The sequence below is a fragment of the Reyranella sp. genome (assembly GCF_030651995.1).
Classification (GTDB): domain Bacteria; phylum Pseudomonadota; class Alphaproteobacteria; order Reyranellales; family Reyranellaceae; genus Reyranella.
This window is the reverse complement of sequence record NZ_JAUSBN010000047.1, coordinates 123,437-139,634: the sequence shown is the minus strand read 5'-3', so window position 1 is coordinate 139,634 and position 16,198 is coordinate 123,437. Positions and strand designations below refer to the sequence as shown.

General features: G+C 67.6%; 14 protein-coding genes. 8 read left to right on the top strand and 6 right to left on the bottom strand.

The features are described 5' to 3' along the window. Nucleotides 1-822: uroporphyrinogen decarboxylase (hemE, locus tag Q7V45_RS14435; RefSeq protein WP_304853201.1), on the bottom strand; the 822-nt coding region annotated here is incomplete at its 3' end. A 322-nt stretch (nucleotides 823-1,144) separates the two neighbouring features. Here hemE and Q7V45_RS14430 point away from each other — a divergent pair. The 3 genes from Q7V45_RS14430 to Q7V45_RS14420 are packed head-to-tail and all read left to right on the top strand — an operon-like array spanning nucleotide 1,145 to nucleotide 3,400. Next, nucleotides 1,145-1,978 carry a pyruvate, water dikinase regulatory protein gene (locus Q7V45_RS14430; protein WP_304853198.1) on the top strand — a complete coding sequence of 278 codons (834 nt, stop codon included), beginning with the start codon at nucleotides 1,145-1,147 and terminating at the stop codon, nucleotides 1,976-1,978. Nucleotides 1,979-2,000: 22 nt separating this feature from the next. Continuing rightward, on the top strand, nucleotides 2,001-2,408 hold the full coding sequence (locus tag Q7V45_RS14425) for a hypothetical protein (RefSeq protein WP_304853195.1): 408 nt from the start codon (nucleotides 2,001-2,003) through the stop codon (nucleotides 2,406-2,408). 11 nt (nucleotides 2,409-2,419) lie between these two features. Then, nucleotides 2,420-3,400 carry a tripartite tricarboxylate transporter substrate binding protein gene (locus tag Q7V45_RS14420; protein ID WP_304853193.1) on the top strand — a complete coding sequence of 327 codons (981 nt, stop codon included), beginning with the start codon at nucleotides 2,420-2,422 and terminating at the stop codon, nucleotides 3,398-3,400. Between the two features lie 55 nt (nucleotides 3,401-3,455). Here the strand turns inward: Q7V45_RS14420 and Q7V45_RS14415 are convergent, their stop codons facing one another. Beyond that, nucleotides 3,456-6,248, bottom strand: coding sequence for a [protein-PII] uridylyltransferase (locus Q7V45_RS14415; protein ID WP_304853191.1), 2,793 nt, complete (start codon nucleotides 6,246-6,248; stop codon nucleotides 3,456-3,458). Nucleotides 6,249-6,292: 44 nt separating this feature from the next. On the opposite strand from Q7V45_RS14415, the gene Q7V45_RS14410 reads away from it, so the two are divergent. From Q7V45_RS14410 to Q7V45_RS14390, 5 genes are all read left to right on the top strand, one after another. After that, on the top strand, nucleotides 6,293-7,198 hold the full coding sequence (locus tag Q7V45_RS14410; RefSeq protein ID WP_304853188.1) for a sugar ABC transporter substrate-binding protein: 906 nt from the start codon (nucleotides 6,293-6,295) through the stop codon (nucleotides 7,196-7,198). An 11-nt stretch (nucleotides 7,199-7,209) separates the two neighbouring features. Next, entirely contained in the window at nucleotides 7,210-7,551 is a 342-nt protein-coding gene (locus Q7V45_RS14405) for a helix-hairpin-helix domain-containing protein (RefSeq protein WP_304853185.1), read from the top strand. Further along, nucleotides 7,548-8,891, top strand: coding sequence for a tRNA uridine-5-carboxymethylaminomethyl(34) synthesis GTPase MnmE (mnmE, locus tag Q7V45_RS14400; RefSeq protein ID WP_304853182.1), 1,344 nt, complete (start codon nucleotides 7,548-7,550; stop codon nucleotides 8,889-8,891). The genes Q7V45_RS14405 and mnmE overlap by 4 nt, the downstream gene beginning before the upstream one ends. Nucleotides 8,892-8,964: 73 nt before the next feature. Beyond that, on the top strand, nucleotides 8,965-11,598 hold the full coding sequence (gene ligD, locus Q7V45_RS14395) for a DNA ligase D (protein WP_304853180.1): 2,634 nt from the start codon (nucleotides 8,965-8,967) through the stop codon (nucleotides 11,596-11,598). 46 nt (nucleotides 11,599-11,644) lie between these two features. Further along, the gene (locus tag Q7V45_RS14390; protein ID WP_304853177.1) at nucleotides 11,645-12,556 is read left to right on the top strand and encodes a Ku protein; all 912 of its coding nucleotides are present in this window, start codon (nucleotides 11,645-11,647) and stop codon (nucleotides 12,554-12,556) included. A 114-nt stretch (nucleotides 12,557-12,670) separates the two neighbouring features. Here the strand turns inward: Q7V45_RS14390 and Q7V45_RS14385 are convergent, their stop codons facing one another. The 4 genes from Q7V45_RS14385 to Q7V45_RS14370 all read right to left on the bottom strand — a co-directional run bounded on the left by Q7V45_RS14385 (nucleotide 12,671) and on the right by Q7V45_RS14370 (nucleotide 16,195). Beyond that, the gene (locus Q7V45_RS14385) at nucleotides 12,671-13,462 is read right to left on the bottom strand and encodes an ABC transporter ATP-binding protein (protein WP_304853174.1); all 792 of its coding nucleotides are present in this window, start codon (nucleotides 13,460-13,462) and stop codon (nucleotides 12,671-12,673) included. Then, nucleotides 13,459-14,415 carry an iron ABC transporter permease gene (locus Q7V45_RS14380; protein WP_304853172.1) on the bottom strand — a complete coding sequence of 319 codons (957 nt, stop codon included), beginning with the start codon at nucleotides 14,413-14,415 and terminating at the stop codon, nucleotides 13,459-13,461. The genes Q7V45_RS14385 and Q7V45_RS14380 overlap by 4 nt, the downstream gene beginning before the upstream one ends. Further along, nucleotides 14,412-15,230 carry an ABC transporter substrate-binding protein gene (locus tag Q7V45_RS14375; protein WP_304853169.1) on the bottom strand — a complete coding sequence of 273 codons (819 nt, stop codon included), beginning with the start codon at nucleotides 15,228-15,230 and terminating at the stop codon, nucleotides 14,412-14,414. The genes Q7V45_RS14380 and Q7V45_RS14375 overlap by 4 nt, the downstream gene beginning before the upstream one ends. A gap of 176 nt (nucleotides 15,231-15,406) precedes the next feature. Then, nucleotides 15,407-16,195 carry a carbon-nitrogen hydrolase family protein gene (locus Q7V45_RS14370; RefSeq protein ID WP_304853167.1) on the bottom strand — a complete coding sequence of 263 codons (789 nt, stop codon included), beginning with the start codon at nucleotides 16,193-16,195 and terminating at the stop codon, nucleotides 15,407-15,409. Nucleotides 16,196-16,198: the final 3 nt, after the last annotated feature.

Here is a 16,198-nt window from a genome sequence, read left to right as displayed (position 1 = left end):
GGCGGCCCAGTGCGCGCCAGTGCCGGTATCGATCGACAGGGCGGAGAAAGTATCCGGCCGCCTGTACATCAGCATCGCGGGTCCGACCGCACGCGGGAAGGCGATGATCGGAACGTCGGGATGACGCTCGCGCAATCCCTTGGCGATGCGCACCATGGGATCGAGCGACCAGTGGAAGAGCTGCTCCTCCGGCAGCACGCCCGCCCAGGAATCGAAGAGCTGAACTGCGTCGACACCTGCCTCGACTTGGTAGGCGAGGTGATCGACGACGGCCTCGACCAGCAGATCGATCAGCAACCCGAAGGATTCGGGATGGGCATAGGCCCATTTCTTCACCTTGGCGAAGTCCTTGCTGCCGCTGCCCTCGATCATGTAGCAGGCCAGCGTGAAGGGCGCGCCGGCGAATCCCAGCAGCGCCTTGTCCTTCGGCAACTCGGCACGCGTCCGGCGGATCGCCTCGTAGACCGGTGCCAGGTGCTCCTGCAGGCGGGCGCGGGACAACCGGCCGAACTGCGAAGGATCGGTCAGTGCCTCCAGCTTCGGTCCCTCGCCTTCTGCGAACCAGACCTTCTGGCCGAGCGCATCGGGCACCACGAGGATGTCCGAGAAGATGATCGCCGCATCGAGATCGAACCGCCGGATCGGCTGCAGGGTCACCTTGACGGCCTTGTCGGGCGTGTAACAGAATTCCAGGAAGGAACGCGTCGTCGACCGCACGGCACGGTACTCCGGCAGGTAGCGTCCAGCCTGACGCATCAGCCAGACGGGTGGCGTCGGATGTCTCGTTCCGGCCAGTGTCTCCAGGAGTTTACCGCCGCTCACACTCTGTCCCTCATGCTTCCTTCTACTCTATTCATAATAGGTAGTAGCAGTAGTAGGGCCTGTGGCATCTGGGGATGCGCCCTATTCGTGATTTCTCCCCAGCCGCCTGTGGAGCGTGCAAGGCTGTTTTATGGCACTCGCACGGGTGATTCACGACTCGCAGGCCATTCGTCCCGATCTGTACGCAGGGGACGATAAAATGGATGGGCCGGGCGAGTCGGGTCCCGAATCCGGGTGCTCCGGCTCGAGACGTCGCTTGTCCCCGAAATGCCCCGACCAATCCCGCATTTCTCCCAGCCTCCCTGTGGGGTAGAAAGGGGCCGTGGCCAACCGTAACTTCCACGTCCATCTCGTGTCCGATTCGACCGGCGAGACCGTCTCGAGCGTCGCGCGCGCCTGCCTCGTCCAGTACGAGGGCATCTTCGTCCAGGAGCATGTCTGGTCGCTGGTGAGGTCGCCGGCGCAGATGGAGAAGGTGATGCAGGCGGTCGAGCGCGACCGCGGTCCCGTCCTCTATACGCTGGTCGATCCTGACCTGCGCGATGTCGTTCGCGATCATTGCCGGCGCCTGCAGCTTCCCTGCGTCGGCGTGCTCGACCAGGCGATGAGCGTGCTGGCGGTGCATTTCCATTCCAAGAGCGAACAGTGGCCGGGCCGCCAGCATCAGCTCGACGAAGGTTATTTCGACCGCATCGACGCGATGCACTACACGCTGGCACATGACGATGGCCAGTCGACACACGATCTCGACGATGCCGACGTCATCCTGGTAGGGCCTTCTCGCACCTCGAAGACACCGACCTGTGTTTACCTGGCCAACCGCGGCGTGCGGGCGGCGAACGTGCCGCTGGTGCCGCTGGTACCGCCGCCAGCGGAACTCGAGGAGGCCAAGCGGCCGTTGATCGTCGGCCTGATCACCGACCCGGAACGGCTGGTGCAGATCCGCGTCAACCGGCTTCGGCTCATGCAGCAGGAGACCGAGACGGACTATACCGACATGGATACCGTGCAGGGCGAGATCCAGGATGCCCGTCGTCTCTATGCCCGCCGCAAGTGGGCGACCATCGACGTGACCCGCCGGTCGATCGAGGAGACCGCGGCGACGATCCTGCAGATGCTGGCGACCCGCCGGGAGCAGAGGCTTCAGACACCTTAGGAAAACGAAACAGGAGGCGACCATGAAGGCAGCCTGGGTAGCGTTGGGTGGGGTTCTCTCGTCGGCGGCGGCCCTTGCCGCCAACGGTATCGCCGTGACGCGCGGCAGCGATTCCAATGTCTATGGCAACTGCGTGCCGAGCCTGGTGGTCGAGAACAAGTCGGGCGAGACCATCGATTATCTTCAAGTCGATGTCGTGCTTGCCCTGCGCGACGGCCGCCAGCGCATCATCGAATTGAAGTCGGGTTATCGAGAAGGGGCGCCTGCCCCCATTGCCCCGGGCGCCCGGGCGACGCTGCGGCAGCATCTTGATACGTCCCGGGCCTTGGGCGTTCCCTGCGGAGAAGTCAGCGAACGACGTGTTTCCCGCACGATTTGCGAGACGGAACATGGCACAGTGTGTGCATCTTCCGTGCTCGTGCAACCCTGAGGCAGTCTTCCATGAAACTCCGTCGTAGGACCATGCTCGGCGCCGCAGGCGCATCGCTTCTCGCCGCCCCGACCATTGGCGCCGCCCTCGCCCAGGATTATCCGAGCAAGCCGCTGAAGATGATCGTGCCCTACCCGCCCGGCGGCGGCACGGACGGTCTCGGACGAATCACGGCACAGTTCCTGTCGGAGAAGCTCGGCCAGCAGATCGTCATCCAGAATGTCGGCGGCGCTTCCGGCACTATCGGCTCCGAGATGGTTCGTCGCGCCGAACCGGACGGCTACACGGTCCTGTTCAACGCGAGCCTGTTCGTGCTGGGCAAGACGGTGGTGCCGTCCTGTCCCTACGATCCGCAGACGGACTTCCGCCCGATCGCCCAGGCCGGCGAGGCGCCGCTGGTGCTGCTGGCCAACAACAACGTGCCGGGCGCCGACTATGCGGCGGTCATGGCGGCGGTCGCCAAGGATCCCAAGAAGTTCTTCGTCGCGATCTCCTCCGGCGGATCCGCAGGCCACATCGCCACCCTGGCATGGCTGAAGCGCATCGGCATTCCGCTCGACCAGATCCTCTACAAGGGTACGGCGCCAGCCAACACCGACCTGATGTCGGGCAGCGTCCAGTTCTTCATGGATCCTTGGACGGCGCTGCTGCCGCTTGCCACATCTGGCCGAGCCAAGGGCCTGTTCGTGACGTCCAAGGAGCGCACGCCGCTCGCGCCCAACATCCCGACGTCGGCCGAAGTCGGCCTCAAGGATTTCAACCTCAGCTCCTGGTACGGCGTCTGGGCGCCCAAGGACACGCCCGAGCCGATCGTGAACAAGCTGGCCGCCGGCATGGCCGCGGTTTCGAGCGACAAGGCTTTCATCGACAAGACCACGTCGCTCGGCATCGTGCCGACCGCCCGTGGCCCCAAGGACTTCGCCGCCTTCATCAAGTCGGAGGTCGAAACCAACACCGCGCTGCTGAAGGAAGCCAACTTCAAGCCTGAATAGCTTCAGAGCAGCGAAGAGATCCCTCGCAAAGGCTCCGGATGACGGCCAAAGGCCGTCACTCCGCCGCCTTCGCCACCGGATCGAAGCGGGAGTCGAAGTCGCGGATGGCGCTTTCGAGGGCCGCCGAGATCTGCTTCAGCTTGTCGGGGTGCACGACCTTCAGGCCGAACAGGTCCTTGACGTAGAAGACGTCGACCGCGCGCTCGCCGTAGGTCGTGACATGCGCGGTGGCGATCTGCAGGTTGAGGCGCGTGAGCGCGCGCGTGACAACATGCAGGAAGCCCGGCCGGTCGCGGCCGTTGACCTCGATCACCGTGAAGGCGTCGGAGGCGTTGTTGTCGATCAGCACGCGCGGCTCGACGGTGAAGACGCGGTCGCGCTTGGGCCACGAGCCGCGTTGGCTGTCGAGTTCACGCTGGATGTCGAGACGGTTGGACAGCGCCAGCTCCACGCGCGCCGCCAGCCGCGCCAGCCGCTGCGGCCCGTCGAACGGCTTGCCCTCGAGGTCCTGGATCCAGAACGTGTCGAGCGCCATGCCGTTGGCCAGGGTGAAGATCTTGGCGTCCACGATGTTGGCGCCGCTGATCGCCATGGCGCCAGCCAGACGCGCGAACAGGCCATGCGTGTCGAGCGTGTAGATCGTGACCTCGGTCACCGAACGCTCTTCGTCGACCCTATGCTCGATGGCGAGCGGCTGTTTGCCCCTTTCGGCGCCCCGCACCAGTTCGGCCTGGCGGACCAGCGTCTCGATCGGGAAGGAGAGCCAGTAGGAGGCGTAGCCTCGCGCGAAATGCGCTTCCTTGTCAGCGTCGCTCCAGCCCGGCAGTCGCTTCGCGACCTCGGCCTGGATGTGCTTGATGCGCTCGGCGCGGCCCCCGCTCAGCGTGCCGCCCGACAGGACCTGCTCCGTCGCACTGTAGAGCTGGCGCAGGAGGGCGGCCTTCCAGTTGTTCCACACGTTCGGGCCCACCGCGCGGATGTCGCACACCGTCAGGACCAGCAGCAGGCGCAGGCGTTCGGGCGACTGGATCAGGGCCGCGAAGGTTTCGATGGTCTTCGGGTCCATCAGGTCGCGCTGGAACGACGTGGCCGACATGGCGAGGTGATAGCGCACCAGCCAGGCCACGGTTTCCGTTTCGGCCGCGCTGAGGCCGAGGCGAGGTCCGAGCTGCATCGCCACATCGGCGCCCAGGATGGAATGATCGCCGCCGCGGCCCTTGGCGATGTCGTGCAGCAGCACCGCGAGATACAGCACCGGCCGCGACAGGATCTTGTGCACCACGTCGGCCGACAGCGGATGGTCTTCCTTGAGCACGCCGGATTCGATCTTCGAGAGGATTCCGATGGCGCGGATCGTGTGCTCGTCGACCGTGTAGGTGTGATACATGTCGTGCTGCGTCTGCGCGACCACCCTGCCGAAATCGGGCACGAAGCGGCCGAACACGCCGGCCTCGTTGAGCCGCCTCAGCGTCGTCTCGGGATCGTGGCGCGACGTCAGCATCTCCATGAACAGCCGGTTCGCTTCGGGGTCGTTGCGAAGCCGGTCGACCAGCCGGATGTTCTGCGTGATCAGCCGCAGGGTCGCCGGATGGATGTCGAGGTCGTTCTCCTGGGCGACGTGGAAGAGACGCAGGATCGCCACGGGATCCTTGGCAAACGAATCGGGTGCCGTGACGGCCAGGCGTTCGCCGTCGAGCCGGAAGCCTTCGAGCTCGCGCGGCCGCAGGCTTTCCCACAGCGCGGCGAGCTTGGGCTTGCGGCGGCGGCTGTCCTCGAGGGCAGCCACGAAGATGCGCGTCAGGTCGCCCACGGTCTTGGCGTGGAGATAATAGTGCTTGGTGAAACGCTCGACGCCGCGGCTGCCGGGCCGGTCCTGATAGCCGAGGCGCGTGGCGATCTCGCGTTGAAGGTCGAACGAGAGGCGATCGTCGGCGCGGCCCGTCAGGTAGTGGATGTGGCAGCGCACGGTTGAGAGGAAGCGCTCGGCCCGCTCGAAATGCCGCGCCTCCTCGCGCGTGAGGACGCCCTTGGCGACCAGCTCGCCGGGCTCGCTCACCCGGTAGAGATACTTGGCGATCCAGAAGAGCAGGTGCAGGTCGCGCAGCCCGCCCTTGCCTTCCTTGACGTTGGGCTCGACGACGTAGCGCGAATCGCCCATGCGCTGATGACGCTGGTCGCGCTCCGCCAGCTTGGCATCGACGAAGTCGCGGCCATCGCCCGTATAGAACTTCTGCGCGAAGCCGCGCTGCAGCTCGTCGAACAGGTCGCGGTCGCCCCACAGGTACCGAGCCTCCAGCAGGGCGGTGCGGATCGTCTGGTCGCGCTCGGCGTAACGCAGGCTTTCGTCGACCGTGCGGGTCGCGTGGCCGACCTTGAGGCCGAGGTCCCACAGCAGATAGAGCATGAATTCGACGATCTGCTCGCCCCGCGGTGTCTGCTTGTAGGGGCGCAGGAACAGGAGATCGATGTCGGAGAGCGGCGCCAGTTCGCCGCGGCCATAGCCGCCGGTCGCGACCACGCCCAGCCGCTCGGCGGCGCTGGGGTTGGCGGCCGGATAGGCGTGCTGATCGGCGAAGTCGAACAGGACCCGGATGATCTGGTCCATCAAATAGGAGGTCGCGGCCAGCACCGCCGGCCCGTCGTTCTTGAGCAGGCCCGGCTCCTCGAAACGACGGCGGATCTCGGCCCGGCCTTTGGTCAGGGCATCGCGCAGCAGGGCGAGCACCGGCGGGCGCGGCGGCTCGCCACCGTCCGGCAGGTCCTCGACCAGGCGGGCGAGGGCCGCCTCGAGGGTGCGACGGCGCACGATGGCGCGGCGGTCCGGGATCTCGTCGTAGGGTTGGGCCATGGCGGGCGGATACTACAGGGCGGCGATGGCCTAAAGTAGGCCCCATGAACGAACCTCCGCGCCAGCCGTTCACCCTCGCGGTTTTCACCAAGAACCGTGTGAATCCCGCCTATGATGCCGCCCGGCTCGCCGTCGACCGGGTCGCGGCCGAGGCGGGCGCCCGCACGGTGCACTATGTGCCGGCCATGCCCGACCATGTCGGCGAGCAGAAGGCGCTGGTGGCCGAGGCGCTGGCGTCGCGGCCGGATGCCGTCCTGTTCAACCCGACCGACGACGTCGCCCTCGAGGAGGATGTGGCGCGGATCTCCGCGGCCGGACTCCCCGTGGCGGTGTTCATCAACCGCATGAACGTGCCGGTCCTGACGTTCGTGGGCTCGGACGACGTCCGGGTGGGCGAGACGATCGCCCGTGCCCTGTTCCAGGGGCTGGGCGGGACGGGAAAGGTCGTGGCACTGGACGGCACGCCGGGCGCCCGCACCGCGCGCGACCGGACCGAGGGGCTGAGGCGGGCGCTGGCGGAAAGTCCCGGGATCGAACTGGTGGGATCGAGGATCGGGTATCTGCAGGAAATTCCGGCCCGGAAGGCGATGGGAGAGCTGCTGCACGGCCATCCGCAGATCGACGGCGTGTGGACGGCCAACGACGTCATGGCCTTCGGGGCGCTGAGCGCGCTGCAGGAGGCCGGGCGGACCGCGACCGTCGTCGGCATCAACGGCCTGCCGGCCGCGATCGGGTACATCGAGCGCGGCATCATGCTGGCGAGCGTCGATTTCAGCGCCTTCAATATTGCGGCCATCGCCACCCAGGCCGTGCTGCGGCATCTCGCGGGCCAGCCGGTGCCATCCGAGATCATGGTTCCGGCGGAGCTGATCGACCGGTCGAACTGCCATCGCTGGAAGGTGCCCTTCGCGCAGCGACCGATCCCGAATTGGGCCGATTTCGTGCGATAGTGAGCGCCATCATGTCGTTCAAAGCCTTCCTCGCGACGATGGCGATTCTGCTGAGCGGCGGCGCCGTCCATGCCCAGGGCGCGCGCCCTGCCCCGCCGGCGGCGCCTGCAGCCTCCGGTCAGATCGACCTGAACAGCGCCAGTCGCGACGATCTCATGACTCTCGACGGGATCGGCGAGGTGCGCGCCGACGCCATCATCCGGGCGCGGCCCTTCAAGGCCAAGACCGAGCTGGTCGAGCGGCGCCTGATCCCCGAGGCGCTGTACGAGAAGATCGCCGACAAGGTCATGGCGCGCCCAGTGCCGGCAGCCCCCGCGCCGCGCCCCGCTCAACCGGCGCCCAAGCGGACGTGACCGACGCCACGATCTACGCGCTGGGCACGCCGACGCCCACGCGCGCGCATCCCGGCGCGCTCGCGGTCGTCCGGCTGAGCGGGCCGCGCGCGGGCGACGTGGTGGAGCAGCTCACCCGCAAGCCTCTGCCGACGCCGCGCCGCATGGTCCTGCGCACCCTCGTCGATCCCGCGACCGGGGAGGCCTTCGACAAGGGCCTGGTCGTGTGGTTCGCCGCGCCCGATACCGAGACCGGCGAACCGATGGCCGAACTGCATCTCCATGGCGGCCGCGCCGTCGTGGGCGCGGCGCTGGACGCCCTCGCCCATCTGGGTTTCTGCCGGCTGGCCGAACCGGGCGAGTTCACGCGCCGCGCCTTCGAGCATGGCAAGCTCGACCTCACCGAAGCCGAGGGCATCGCCGATCTGGTGGCGGCCGAGACGGCAGCGCAGCGGCGGCAGGCGCTGCAGCAGATGGAGGGCGCCCTGCACCGGCTCTACGAGGACTGGCGCAGCCGGGGCTTGCGGGCACTGGCCCATCTCGAGGCGGCGATCGACTTTCCCGACGAGGATCTGCCCGAGGGGCTGGCCGACGAGGTGCGTGTCGCCGCTACCGGCCTGCAAAAGGAGATCGCGGCCCATCTGGACGATCGTCGCGGCGAGCGGCTGCGCGACGGGCTTTCCATCGCGATCATCGGACCTCCCAATGCCGGCAAGTCCTCGCTGCTCAATCTCCTGGCCCGACGCGAGGCGGCGATTGTCTCGGAGACCGCGGGCACGACGCGCGACGTGATCGAGGTGCATCTCGATCTCGGCGGCTGGCCGGTGGTGCTGGCCGACACCGCGGGCCTGCGCGAGTCGGGAGATGCGATCGAGCAGGAGGGCGTGCGGCGCGCCCGCGCCCGGGCGGCCGCGGCCGACCTGCGCGTGCTGGTGCTCGACGTTTGCGGCGACTGGCGTTCGGAAATGCAGGCCATCACGGACTCGACCGAACGCTGGAACCGCGCGCGGGACATCGTGGTGGCGAACAAGGCCGATCTCGTGGCAATCGACGACCCCGGCGTCGTCGCTTTGTCGACCAGGAGCGGGACCGGCCTGCCCCGGTTGCTGGCGCGCCTGGAAACGTCCGCCGAAGCTTTGATGCAGGAAGGGGCTGGCGCACCGCCGCTCACGCGAGCGCGCCATCGCGAGGCCCTGCTGGAGTGCCAGGCATCGCTGGAACGCGCGCTGCACGCACCGGAGGTTGCGCTGGCGGCGGAAGATCTTCGCTTGGCCCTGCGCGCCATCGGTCGCATCACCGGCACCGTGCGCCTCGACGAGCTCCTCGACGTGATCTTCCGGGACTTCTGCATCGGCAAGTGAAGACGCGGCCGGGATTGCAACGACTGACGGCGTCCGACGTTCAGGTCCCGGCAGAGTTCGCGATTGGTGGTTCATGCGGAAGGATAGTCTCGCTCCCTATCGCGCCAAGCGCGACTTCAACCTGACGGAGGAGCCGTCGGGCAGAACCTCCATCCCTAAATCCAAGCAGCTTCGGTTCGTCATCCAGCGTCACGACGCGACGCGGCTGCATTACGATCTCCGCCTCGAACTCGACGGCACCTTCAAGTCGTGGGCCGTCACCAAGGGCCCCTCGCTCGATCCGACGGTCAAGCGCCTGGCGGTCGAGGTCGAGGACCATCCGCTCGACTATGGCGACTTCGAAGGCACGATTCCCGAAGGCCAGTATGGCGGCGGCACGGTCCAGCTCTGGGATCGCGGCTACTGGATTCCGGAGGGCGATCCCCATGACGGGCTGAAGCGTGGCGACCTGAAGTTCTCACTCGTGGGCGAGCGGCTCGAGGGAAGTTGGGTGTTGGTGCGCATGAAGTGGGACCGCAAGGGCGGCAAGCGCACCAACTGGCTGCTGATCAAGCATCGCGATGCCGCGGCGCACGAAGGCGACGACGACAAGATCCTGAAGGACCCCAAGTCGATTGCCTCGGGCCGTACTCTCAAGGAAATCGCGCTCGGCGCGGGCAAGGCGCCCAAACCGTTCATGACCGGCAAGAGGCGCAGCGCCGGCGCCGTGTGGCAAAGCAACAAGAAGGATGGCGGCGAGGCCGCTCCGTCCGCGAAGAGCAAAGCCAAGACCAGGACGGTTGCCTCGATGCCGAAGTTCGTCGAGCCGCAACTGGCCAAGCTGGTGGAGCGCGCCCCGGCGGCGGCAGGCTGGGCGCATGAGGTCAAATTCGACGGCTATCGCCTGCAGCTTCGTGTTGAAGAGGGCGAGGCGCGCCTCCGCACCCGCAAGGGACTCGACTGGACGGAGAAGTTCGCCGCCCTTGCCCGGCAGGCCAGCAAACTGCCGGACTGTATCCTCGACGGCGAGGCGGTGGCGCTCGACAAGCAGGGCGCCCCCGATTTCGCGGCGCTGCAGGGGGCGCTCTCGGAAGGCACTTCGGAGAAACTGATCTTCTTCGCCTTCGACCTCCTGTTCCTGGAAGGCGCGGATCTGAGGCCGCTGCCGCTGTCGGAGCGCAAGAAGCGGCTCAAGGCGCTGCTCGAAGGGTTGAAGGGCAAGCACCCGGGCCTGCGCTATGTCGATCATTTCGAGACGGCGGGCGATGCGGTGCTGCAGTCGGCTTGCCGCATGCAGCTGGAAGGCATCGTGTCGAAGGATCTCGCCGCGCCCTACAGGTCGGGACGCGGCGGCAGCTGGACCAAGGCCAAGTGCCGGGCGGGGCACGAGGTGATCATCGGAGGCTGGACCAGCGAAGGCAAGCGCCTGCGCTCGCTGCTCGCGGGCGTTCATCGCGGCGAGGGCAAGAGCCGGAAGCTCGTCTATGTCGGCCGAGTCGGCACGGGCTTCGGCGAGAGCGTGATGCGCACCCTCGTCCCGAAGCTGCGCGAGGTCGAGAGCAAGACCAGCCCCTTTGCCGCCGGCGCCAGTCCGCCCAAGGAAGCCAACATGCATTGGGCGCGGCCCGACCTGGTGGCCGAGATCGAGTTCGCCGGCTGGACCGGCGCGGGCAATGTGCGCCAGGCTGCGTTCAAGGGACTGCGCGCGGACAAGCCGGCCAAGGAGGTCGAGGCCGAGGTCGCCGCGACGCCGGAGAAGGTCGAGATGGCGAAGCCTACGCCCCGCAAGACCAGAACAAGGTCGCGCAAGGCCGACACGGCGCCCTCGGGCCCCGCCATCGTGATGGGCGTGTCGATCTCGCATCCCGACAAGCTGCTGTGGCCCGATGAGAAGCCGCCTGTGACCAAGATCGAACTCGCGCGCTACTACGAGGCGGTGGGCGACTGGATGATCGATCACATCGCGGGCCGCCCCTGCTCCATCGTGCGCACGCCCGACGGCATCGACGGCAAACAGAAATTCTTCCAGCGTCACGCCATGCCCGGATCGTCCCATCTCCTGTCGGAGGTGAAGGTGAGTGGCGACAAGAAGCCCTATCTCCAGATCGACCGCGTCGAGGGTCTGGCCGCCGTGGCGCAGATGGGTGCGACCGAGCTGCATCCGTGGAACTGCCAGCCCGGCAATCCCGAGCTTCCGGGCCGCTTGGTCTTCGATCTCGATCCGGCGCCCGACGTCGGCTTCGATGCCGTGATCGCCGGTGCGCGCGAGATCGCGGAGCGCCTGAAGAAGCTGGGCTTGATCCCCTTCTGCAAGACCACGGGCGGCAAGGGCCTGCATGTCGTGGTGCCGCTGACCGACGACCGGAAGAGTCCCGGCTGGGATACGGCCAAGACCTTCGCCAAGGAGATCTGCCGACGGGTGGCCGAGGACGAGCCCGACCTCTACGTGATCAACATGGCGAAGAAGGAACGGACCGGCCGCATTTTCCTCGACTATCTGCGCAACGACCGCACCGCCACCGCGGTCGCGCCGCTCTCGTCGCGCGCCCGTCCCGGCGCCACCGTGTCGATGCCGATCGAATGGACGCAGGTGAAGAAGGGCCTCGATCCGACGAGGTACACGGTGCGCACCGCGCCCGCCCTGCTGAAGCGCAGCAAGCCGTGGAAGGACTACGCGAAGTCCGCGCGTCCGCTGCGCGCCGCCATCGAGAAACTCGTGAAGGCGTGACGCCCCCCTCGTTCAGCCACCCCAATTGTCATCCCGGAGCAACATCATGGCCAAACACAAAGCAATGCGGCCGACCTGGGAGGGCCATCTGCGCCTGTCGCTGGTGACGTGCCCCGTCTCCCTCTACACCGCGACCGAGCGCACCGCCGACATCCACTTCAATCTCATCAATCCCAAGACCAACAACCGCATCCGCATGCAGTCGGTCGATGCCGGCACGGGCGAGCCGGTGGAGCGCGCCGACCTGGTGAGGGGTTTCGCCGTTTCGAAGAACAGATACGTGCTGTTCGAGAAGGACGAGCTCGATGCCGTGCGACTGGATTCGACGCGCATCCTGGATATCGAGGAGTTCGTCGATGCGTCCGAGATCGATCGCATCTACTGGGATGAACCCTACTATCTCGGGCCGTCGGGCAAGACCGGTATCGAGGCCTATGCGGTGATCCGTGCCGCCATGGAAAAGCAGAAGAAGGTCGCGCTGGGCCGCGTCGTCATGCACCAGCGCGAGCGCATCTGTGCGCTGGAGCCGCGCGACAAAGGCATTCTGCTCACCACCCTGCGGACGCACGACGAGATCCGCGCCACGTCGGAGGTGTTCGATCGCAGCCTGCCCAAGCCCAGCGCCCAGATGCTGCAGATCGCCGAGAAGATCATCGAGCAGCAGGACGCCAAGTTCGATCCGACGCGCTTCACGGATCGCTACGAGGATGCGCTGCGCGAGCTGATCGCCAAGAAGAAGAAGGGCGAACCCGTCGTGTCCACGCAGCCGGTGGAAGAGGACGAGAAGGTCGTCGACCTGATGGAGGCGCTGAAGAAGAGCCTCAAGGGCGGCGGCGGACCATCGCGCGAGAAGGCCGACCGCTTCCTCGAGGCACATGGGCGCAGCAAGGCGAAACCGAAGGCGAAAGCCAAGACGAAGACCCGCCGCAAGACCGCGTCCCGCAAGCGGGCGGCTTAAAGGTAGTACAGCTCCCCTCTTGTCATCCTGAGCGAAGCGAAGGATCTCACGCCCGCCAAGGAGTCCGCTGGTCATTCGGCAAGGTCCTTCGCTTCGCTCAGGACGACTTGCTAATTACTCTTGTCTCTCCCACGCCACCGGCTGGGATATCCCGTCGATGGTGACGTGGCGGAAGGTGACGCCATAGGCGACGTCGATCACGCCGGCCGCCAGGGCAACGGAGGGCGGACCGTCGGCGGCGACCTTGTGGTTGGCCAGCACGACGATTCGATCGGCGAAGCGGGCGGCGAGGCCAAGGTCGTGCAGGACCACGATCACGCAGGCGCCGCGCGCGGCCTCGGCCCGCAGGATACCCATGGTCTCCAGCGCATAGGCCGGGTCGAGGCTGGCGACCGGCTCGTCGGCCAGGAAGACCCCCGCTTCGGTGGCGAGTGCCCGCGCCATCATCATGCGGGCCCGCTCGCCCTGGGACATCGTGTCGATGGGCCGGTCCGCAAGGCCCACGCCGTCCACGCGTTCGAGCGCGCGCTGGATCGCCGCCACATCCTGGGTCCTGAGGGGGCGGCTGAGATCGGCGCCATGCGGCAGGCGGCCGAGTGCCACCAGGTCGCGCGCGCGCAAGGGCCAGTAGGCGGAAGCCGCTTGCGGAAGGTAGGCGATGCTCCAGGCGCGAATGGCGGAACCGAGCGAGGCCAGCGGCTGGCCGCGCAGCTGCACCTGCCCGGCCGACGGCGTATCGAGGCCCGCGAGATGGCGCAGAAGGGTCGTCTTGCCGGCGCCATTGGGCCCGACGATGGCCGTGACCTGGCCCGCGTCGAAAGCGAGATCGATGCCGTCGAGGACCACCGCATGGTCGCGGCGGCTCACGAGGCCGCTCACGGAAAGGGTGCTGCCGGTCTTGGTCATGTGGCGAGCCACGCGGCGTGGGCTCTGCGCACCGCACGCACCAGGAAGGGCGCGCCGACCAGCGAGGTGAAGACGCCGAGCTGAAGTTCGGACGCGGTCGGCAGCAGCCGCACCACAACGTCGGCGCCCAGCACGAGCGCGGCGCCGACCAGCATCGAGGGAACGAGCGTCGCCCCCGGGCGGAAGCCGACCTTGGCGCGGACGAGATGAGGCGCGATCAGGCCGACGAAGCCGATGACCCCCGCGACCGATGTGGCGGCTCCCACCATCAGCCCGACACCGAGGGTGAGCCTGAGGCCCAGCGATCTCGTATCGGCGCCGAGGCTGCGCGCCGTGTCCTCCCCCAGCGACAGGGCGTCGATCCAGCGGCCGGCCCCCAGCACGATGGCTGCGCCCAGAATCATGAAGGGCGCGGCCATCGCGAGGTAGTGCAGGTCGCGGTCGACGATCGAGCCGGCCAGCCAGAGCGAGATCTCCTGGTAGGCGAAGGGGTTCGGGGACAGGGCCAGGACCAGGGAGATCAGGGCCGCGGCGATGGCATTGATCGCCACGCCCATCAGCAGCAGCGATACGGTTCCCGTCCCCGACCGCACCGCGCCCATCAGCAGCGCGACCGCGACGGCCGCACCGGCGATGCCCGCCAGTGGCAGCGCCAGCGCAAAGGCGGCGGCGAGGCCGCTGTAGAAGGCGCAGACGGCGGCGAAACCCGCACACGCCGACACGCCGATGACGCCGGGCTCGGCCAGCGGATTGCGCAGCCAGCCCTGCAGCACCGCACCGCTCAGGCCCAGCACACCGCCGATCAGCAGGCCGAGGGTGGCGCGGGGCAGGCGCAGCTCCCAGACGATGGCCCAGCCGACCTCGTTGCCGAGGCGCCACGGCCACCAGGCCGGACCGACCGCCAGGGACAGGAGGTAGAGCGCCGCGATCAGCAGGAGGAGCCAGCGGTTCATCGCCGTGCCTCTGCCAGGCGTCGCATGACCTCGAAATTGTCCGGGCCGGCGCAGATTGAAAATCGGGTCGGCACCGACGCGAGCTTCGTCTTGCCCGCCAGGGCGAGCAGGGCGTGATGGCCGACGAACTCGGTGGCCCGGGCCGGGTTGTCATTGGCGGTCCCGTCGAACACCACGAGGTCGGGTTGGCCGGCGAGAACGGTTTCGAGCGACAGGCGGCCGAAGGAGCCGATGCCGAGCTCGGCGGCGAGATTGCGGTAACCGGAGAGTCGCAGCAGTTCGTCCATCAGGCTGTCCTTCCCCGACGTGCCGCGATTGGCCTCGAGATAGACCGCCGTGCCGAGGGGAGCGCCTGTCCAGGTCAGCCGGCGACGCTCCACCTGCATGCCGGCGATCAGGCTTCGGCCCACTTCTTCGCGGCCCAGTGCCGTCGCCATCTGCTCGATGACGCTCTCGGCTTCGCCGATCGACGTCGCCCACGGCAATTCGAGGATTTGCACCCCTGCCCCTCGCAGCAGCCGCTTCAGGGAAGCGTGCGAGCCCTGGCCCAGGATCACGAGGTCGGGCCGGAGGGTCAGGATCGATTCGAAGGAATCGCGCACCGGGGCGAGGGCGCCAGCCTGGTCGGCCAGCGCGGAGAGGCGCGGGTCCTGCGAGAGGTAGCTGACACCCACGAGTTGTCCGGGCGCGGCAAGACGCAGGGCCATCTGATCGAGGCAGAGATTGAGGGTGACCACCCGCTGCGGGGTCTGCGCGGCGGCCGGGAGGGCCAAGAATAGCAGCACAAAGCTAGCGAAGCTGCGGAGGAGCGCCATCGTCAAAGTTCGACAACAACCTCATCCTGAGGAGCCGCGCGTCGCGCGGCGTCTCGAAGGATGGGCAACGGACGGGGTGCTCGCGCCCATCCTTCGAGACGCGCTCCTGCGGAGCGCTCCTCAGGATGAGGTCTTTGTTGGGGTGTCTTCAATCCAATCTGCATGATCTCACTGCCTTAGGCCGCCGCGGCAACGCGCCAGTTGGTTAGGTGGCGTGTCCCCGGCGTCCAGTCGACCAGCGCGATCCTCGGTTCGGGCGAGGCGTGGGAGAAGGCGATCGCGCCGTCGATGGCGGCGACCGATCGGGCCGCCTCGAAATCGAGGACATCCCGGCCGGTGCGATTGCAGACGAGGACGGGCCGGCCGGTCGTCGCGGACGCGCGTTCCCATTCGCCGTCGGGGCCGTGAAGGCCCGGTGCCCAGGCGGCGGCGGACAGAAGCAGGTCGACGCCCTGGACCGCGGTCTCGTCGACGAGACGGGTCGAATACATGTCGGCGCAGACGAAGAAGCCGACCCGGCCGATGCCGTCGACCGTCAGCACCGTGGGACGATCACCCGGCGTCGACCAGGATTCCGACCCCATTCGCAAAGCGTTCACCTTGCGGTGCCGGCCCACTGCCGAGCCCTTCGGGGCGAACAGCACCATGCTGTTGAATAAGGCACCGTTCTCCGGTGCGGCCTCCGGGGTGCCGAGCACCAAGGACGCCTTGTGTTCGAGAGCGAGCGCGCCGGCCCAGGTGAACAGCGCGGATTGCCCGCTCGCGATCCAGTCGGTGCCCACGAGGTCGCGAAACCCATAGCCGCTCACGGCAAGCTCGGGCGTGACGATCAGCCGGGCGCCGCTCGCCGCGGCCCGGCGCACGGCCTGCTCGAGGGCGGACCTGTTCGCCGCGAGCTCCCCGGGCAGGGGCGCGAGATGAAGCAGGGCAATCGTTGACGTCGGAGTGGCGGTGGCTGTGGTCACGGT

What these genes read in the sequence shown, in the direction of transcription:
- Q7V45_RS14425 (WP_304853195.1), top strand. Translation starts at nt 2,001, where the DNA reads ATGAAGGCAGCCTGGGTAGCGTTGGGTGGGGTTCTCTCGTCGGCGGCG.
- Q7V45_RS14420 (WP_304853193.1), top strand. Translation starts at nt 2,420, where the DNA reads ATGAAACTCCGTCGTAGGACCATGCTCGGCGCCGCAGGCGCATCGCTT.
- Q7V45_RS14415 (WP_304853191.1), bottom strand. Translation starts at nt 6,248, where the DNA reads ATGGCCCAACCCTACGACGAGATCCCGGACCGCCGCGCCATCGTGCGC.
- Q7V45_RS14410 (WP_304853188.1), top strand. Translation starts at nt 6,293, where the DNA reads ATGAACGAACCTCCGCGCCAGCCGTTCACCCTCGCGGTTTTCACCAAG.
- Q7V45_RS14405 (WP_304853185.1), top strand. Translation starts at nt 7,210, where the DNA reads ATGTCGTTCAAAGCCTTCCTCGCGACGATGGCGATTCTGCTGAGCGGC.
- ligD (WP_304853180.1), top strand. Translation starts at nt 8,965, where the DNA reads ATGCGGAAGGATAGTCTCGCTCCCTATCGCGCCAAGCGCGACTTCAAC.
- Q7V45_RS14390 (WP_304853177.1), top strand. Translation starts at nt 11,645, where the DNA reads ATGGCCAAACACAAAGCAATGCGGCCGACCTGGGAGGGCCATCTGCGC.
- Q7V45_RS14385 (WP_304853174.1), bottom strand. Translation starts at nt 13,462, where the DNA reads ATGACCAAGACCGGCAGCACCCTTTCCGTGAGCGGCCTCGTGAGCCGC.
- Q7V45_RS14380 (WP_304853172.1), bottom strand. Translation starts at nt 14,415, where the DNA reads ATGAACCGCTGGCTCCTCCTGCTGATCGCGGCGCTCTACCTCCTGTCC.
- Q7V45_RS14375 (WP_304853169.1), bottom strand. Translation starts at nt 15,230, where the DNA reads ATGGCGCTCCTCCGCAGCTTCGCTAGCTTTGTGCTGCTATTCTTGGCC.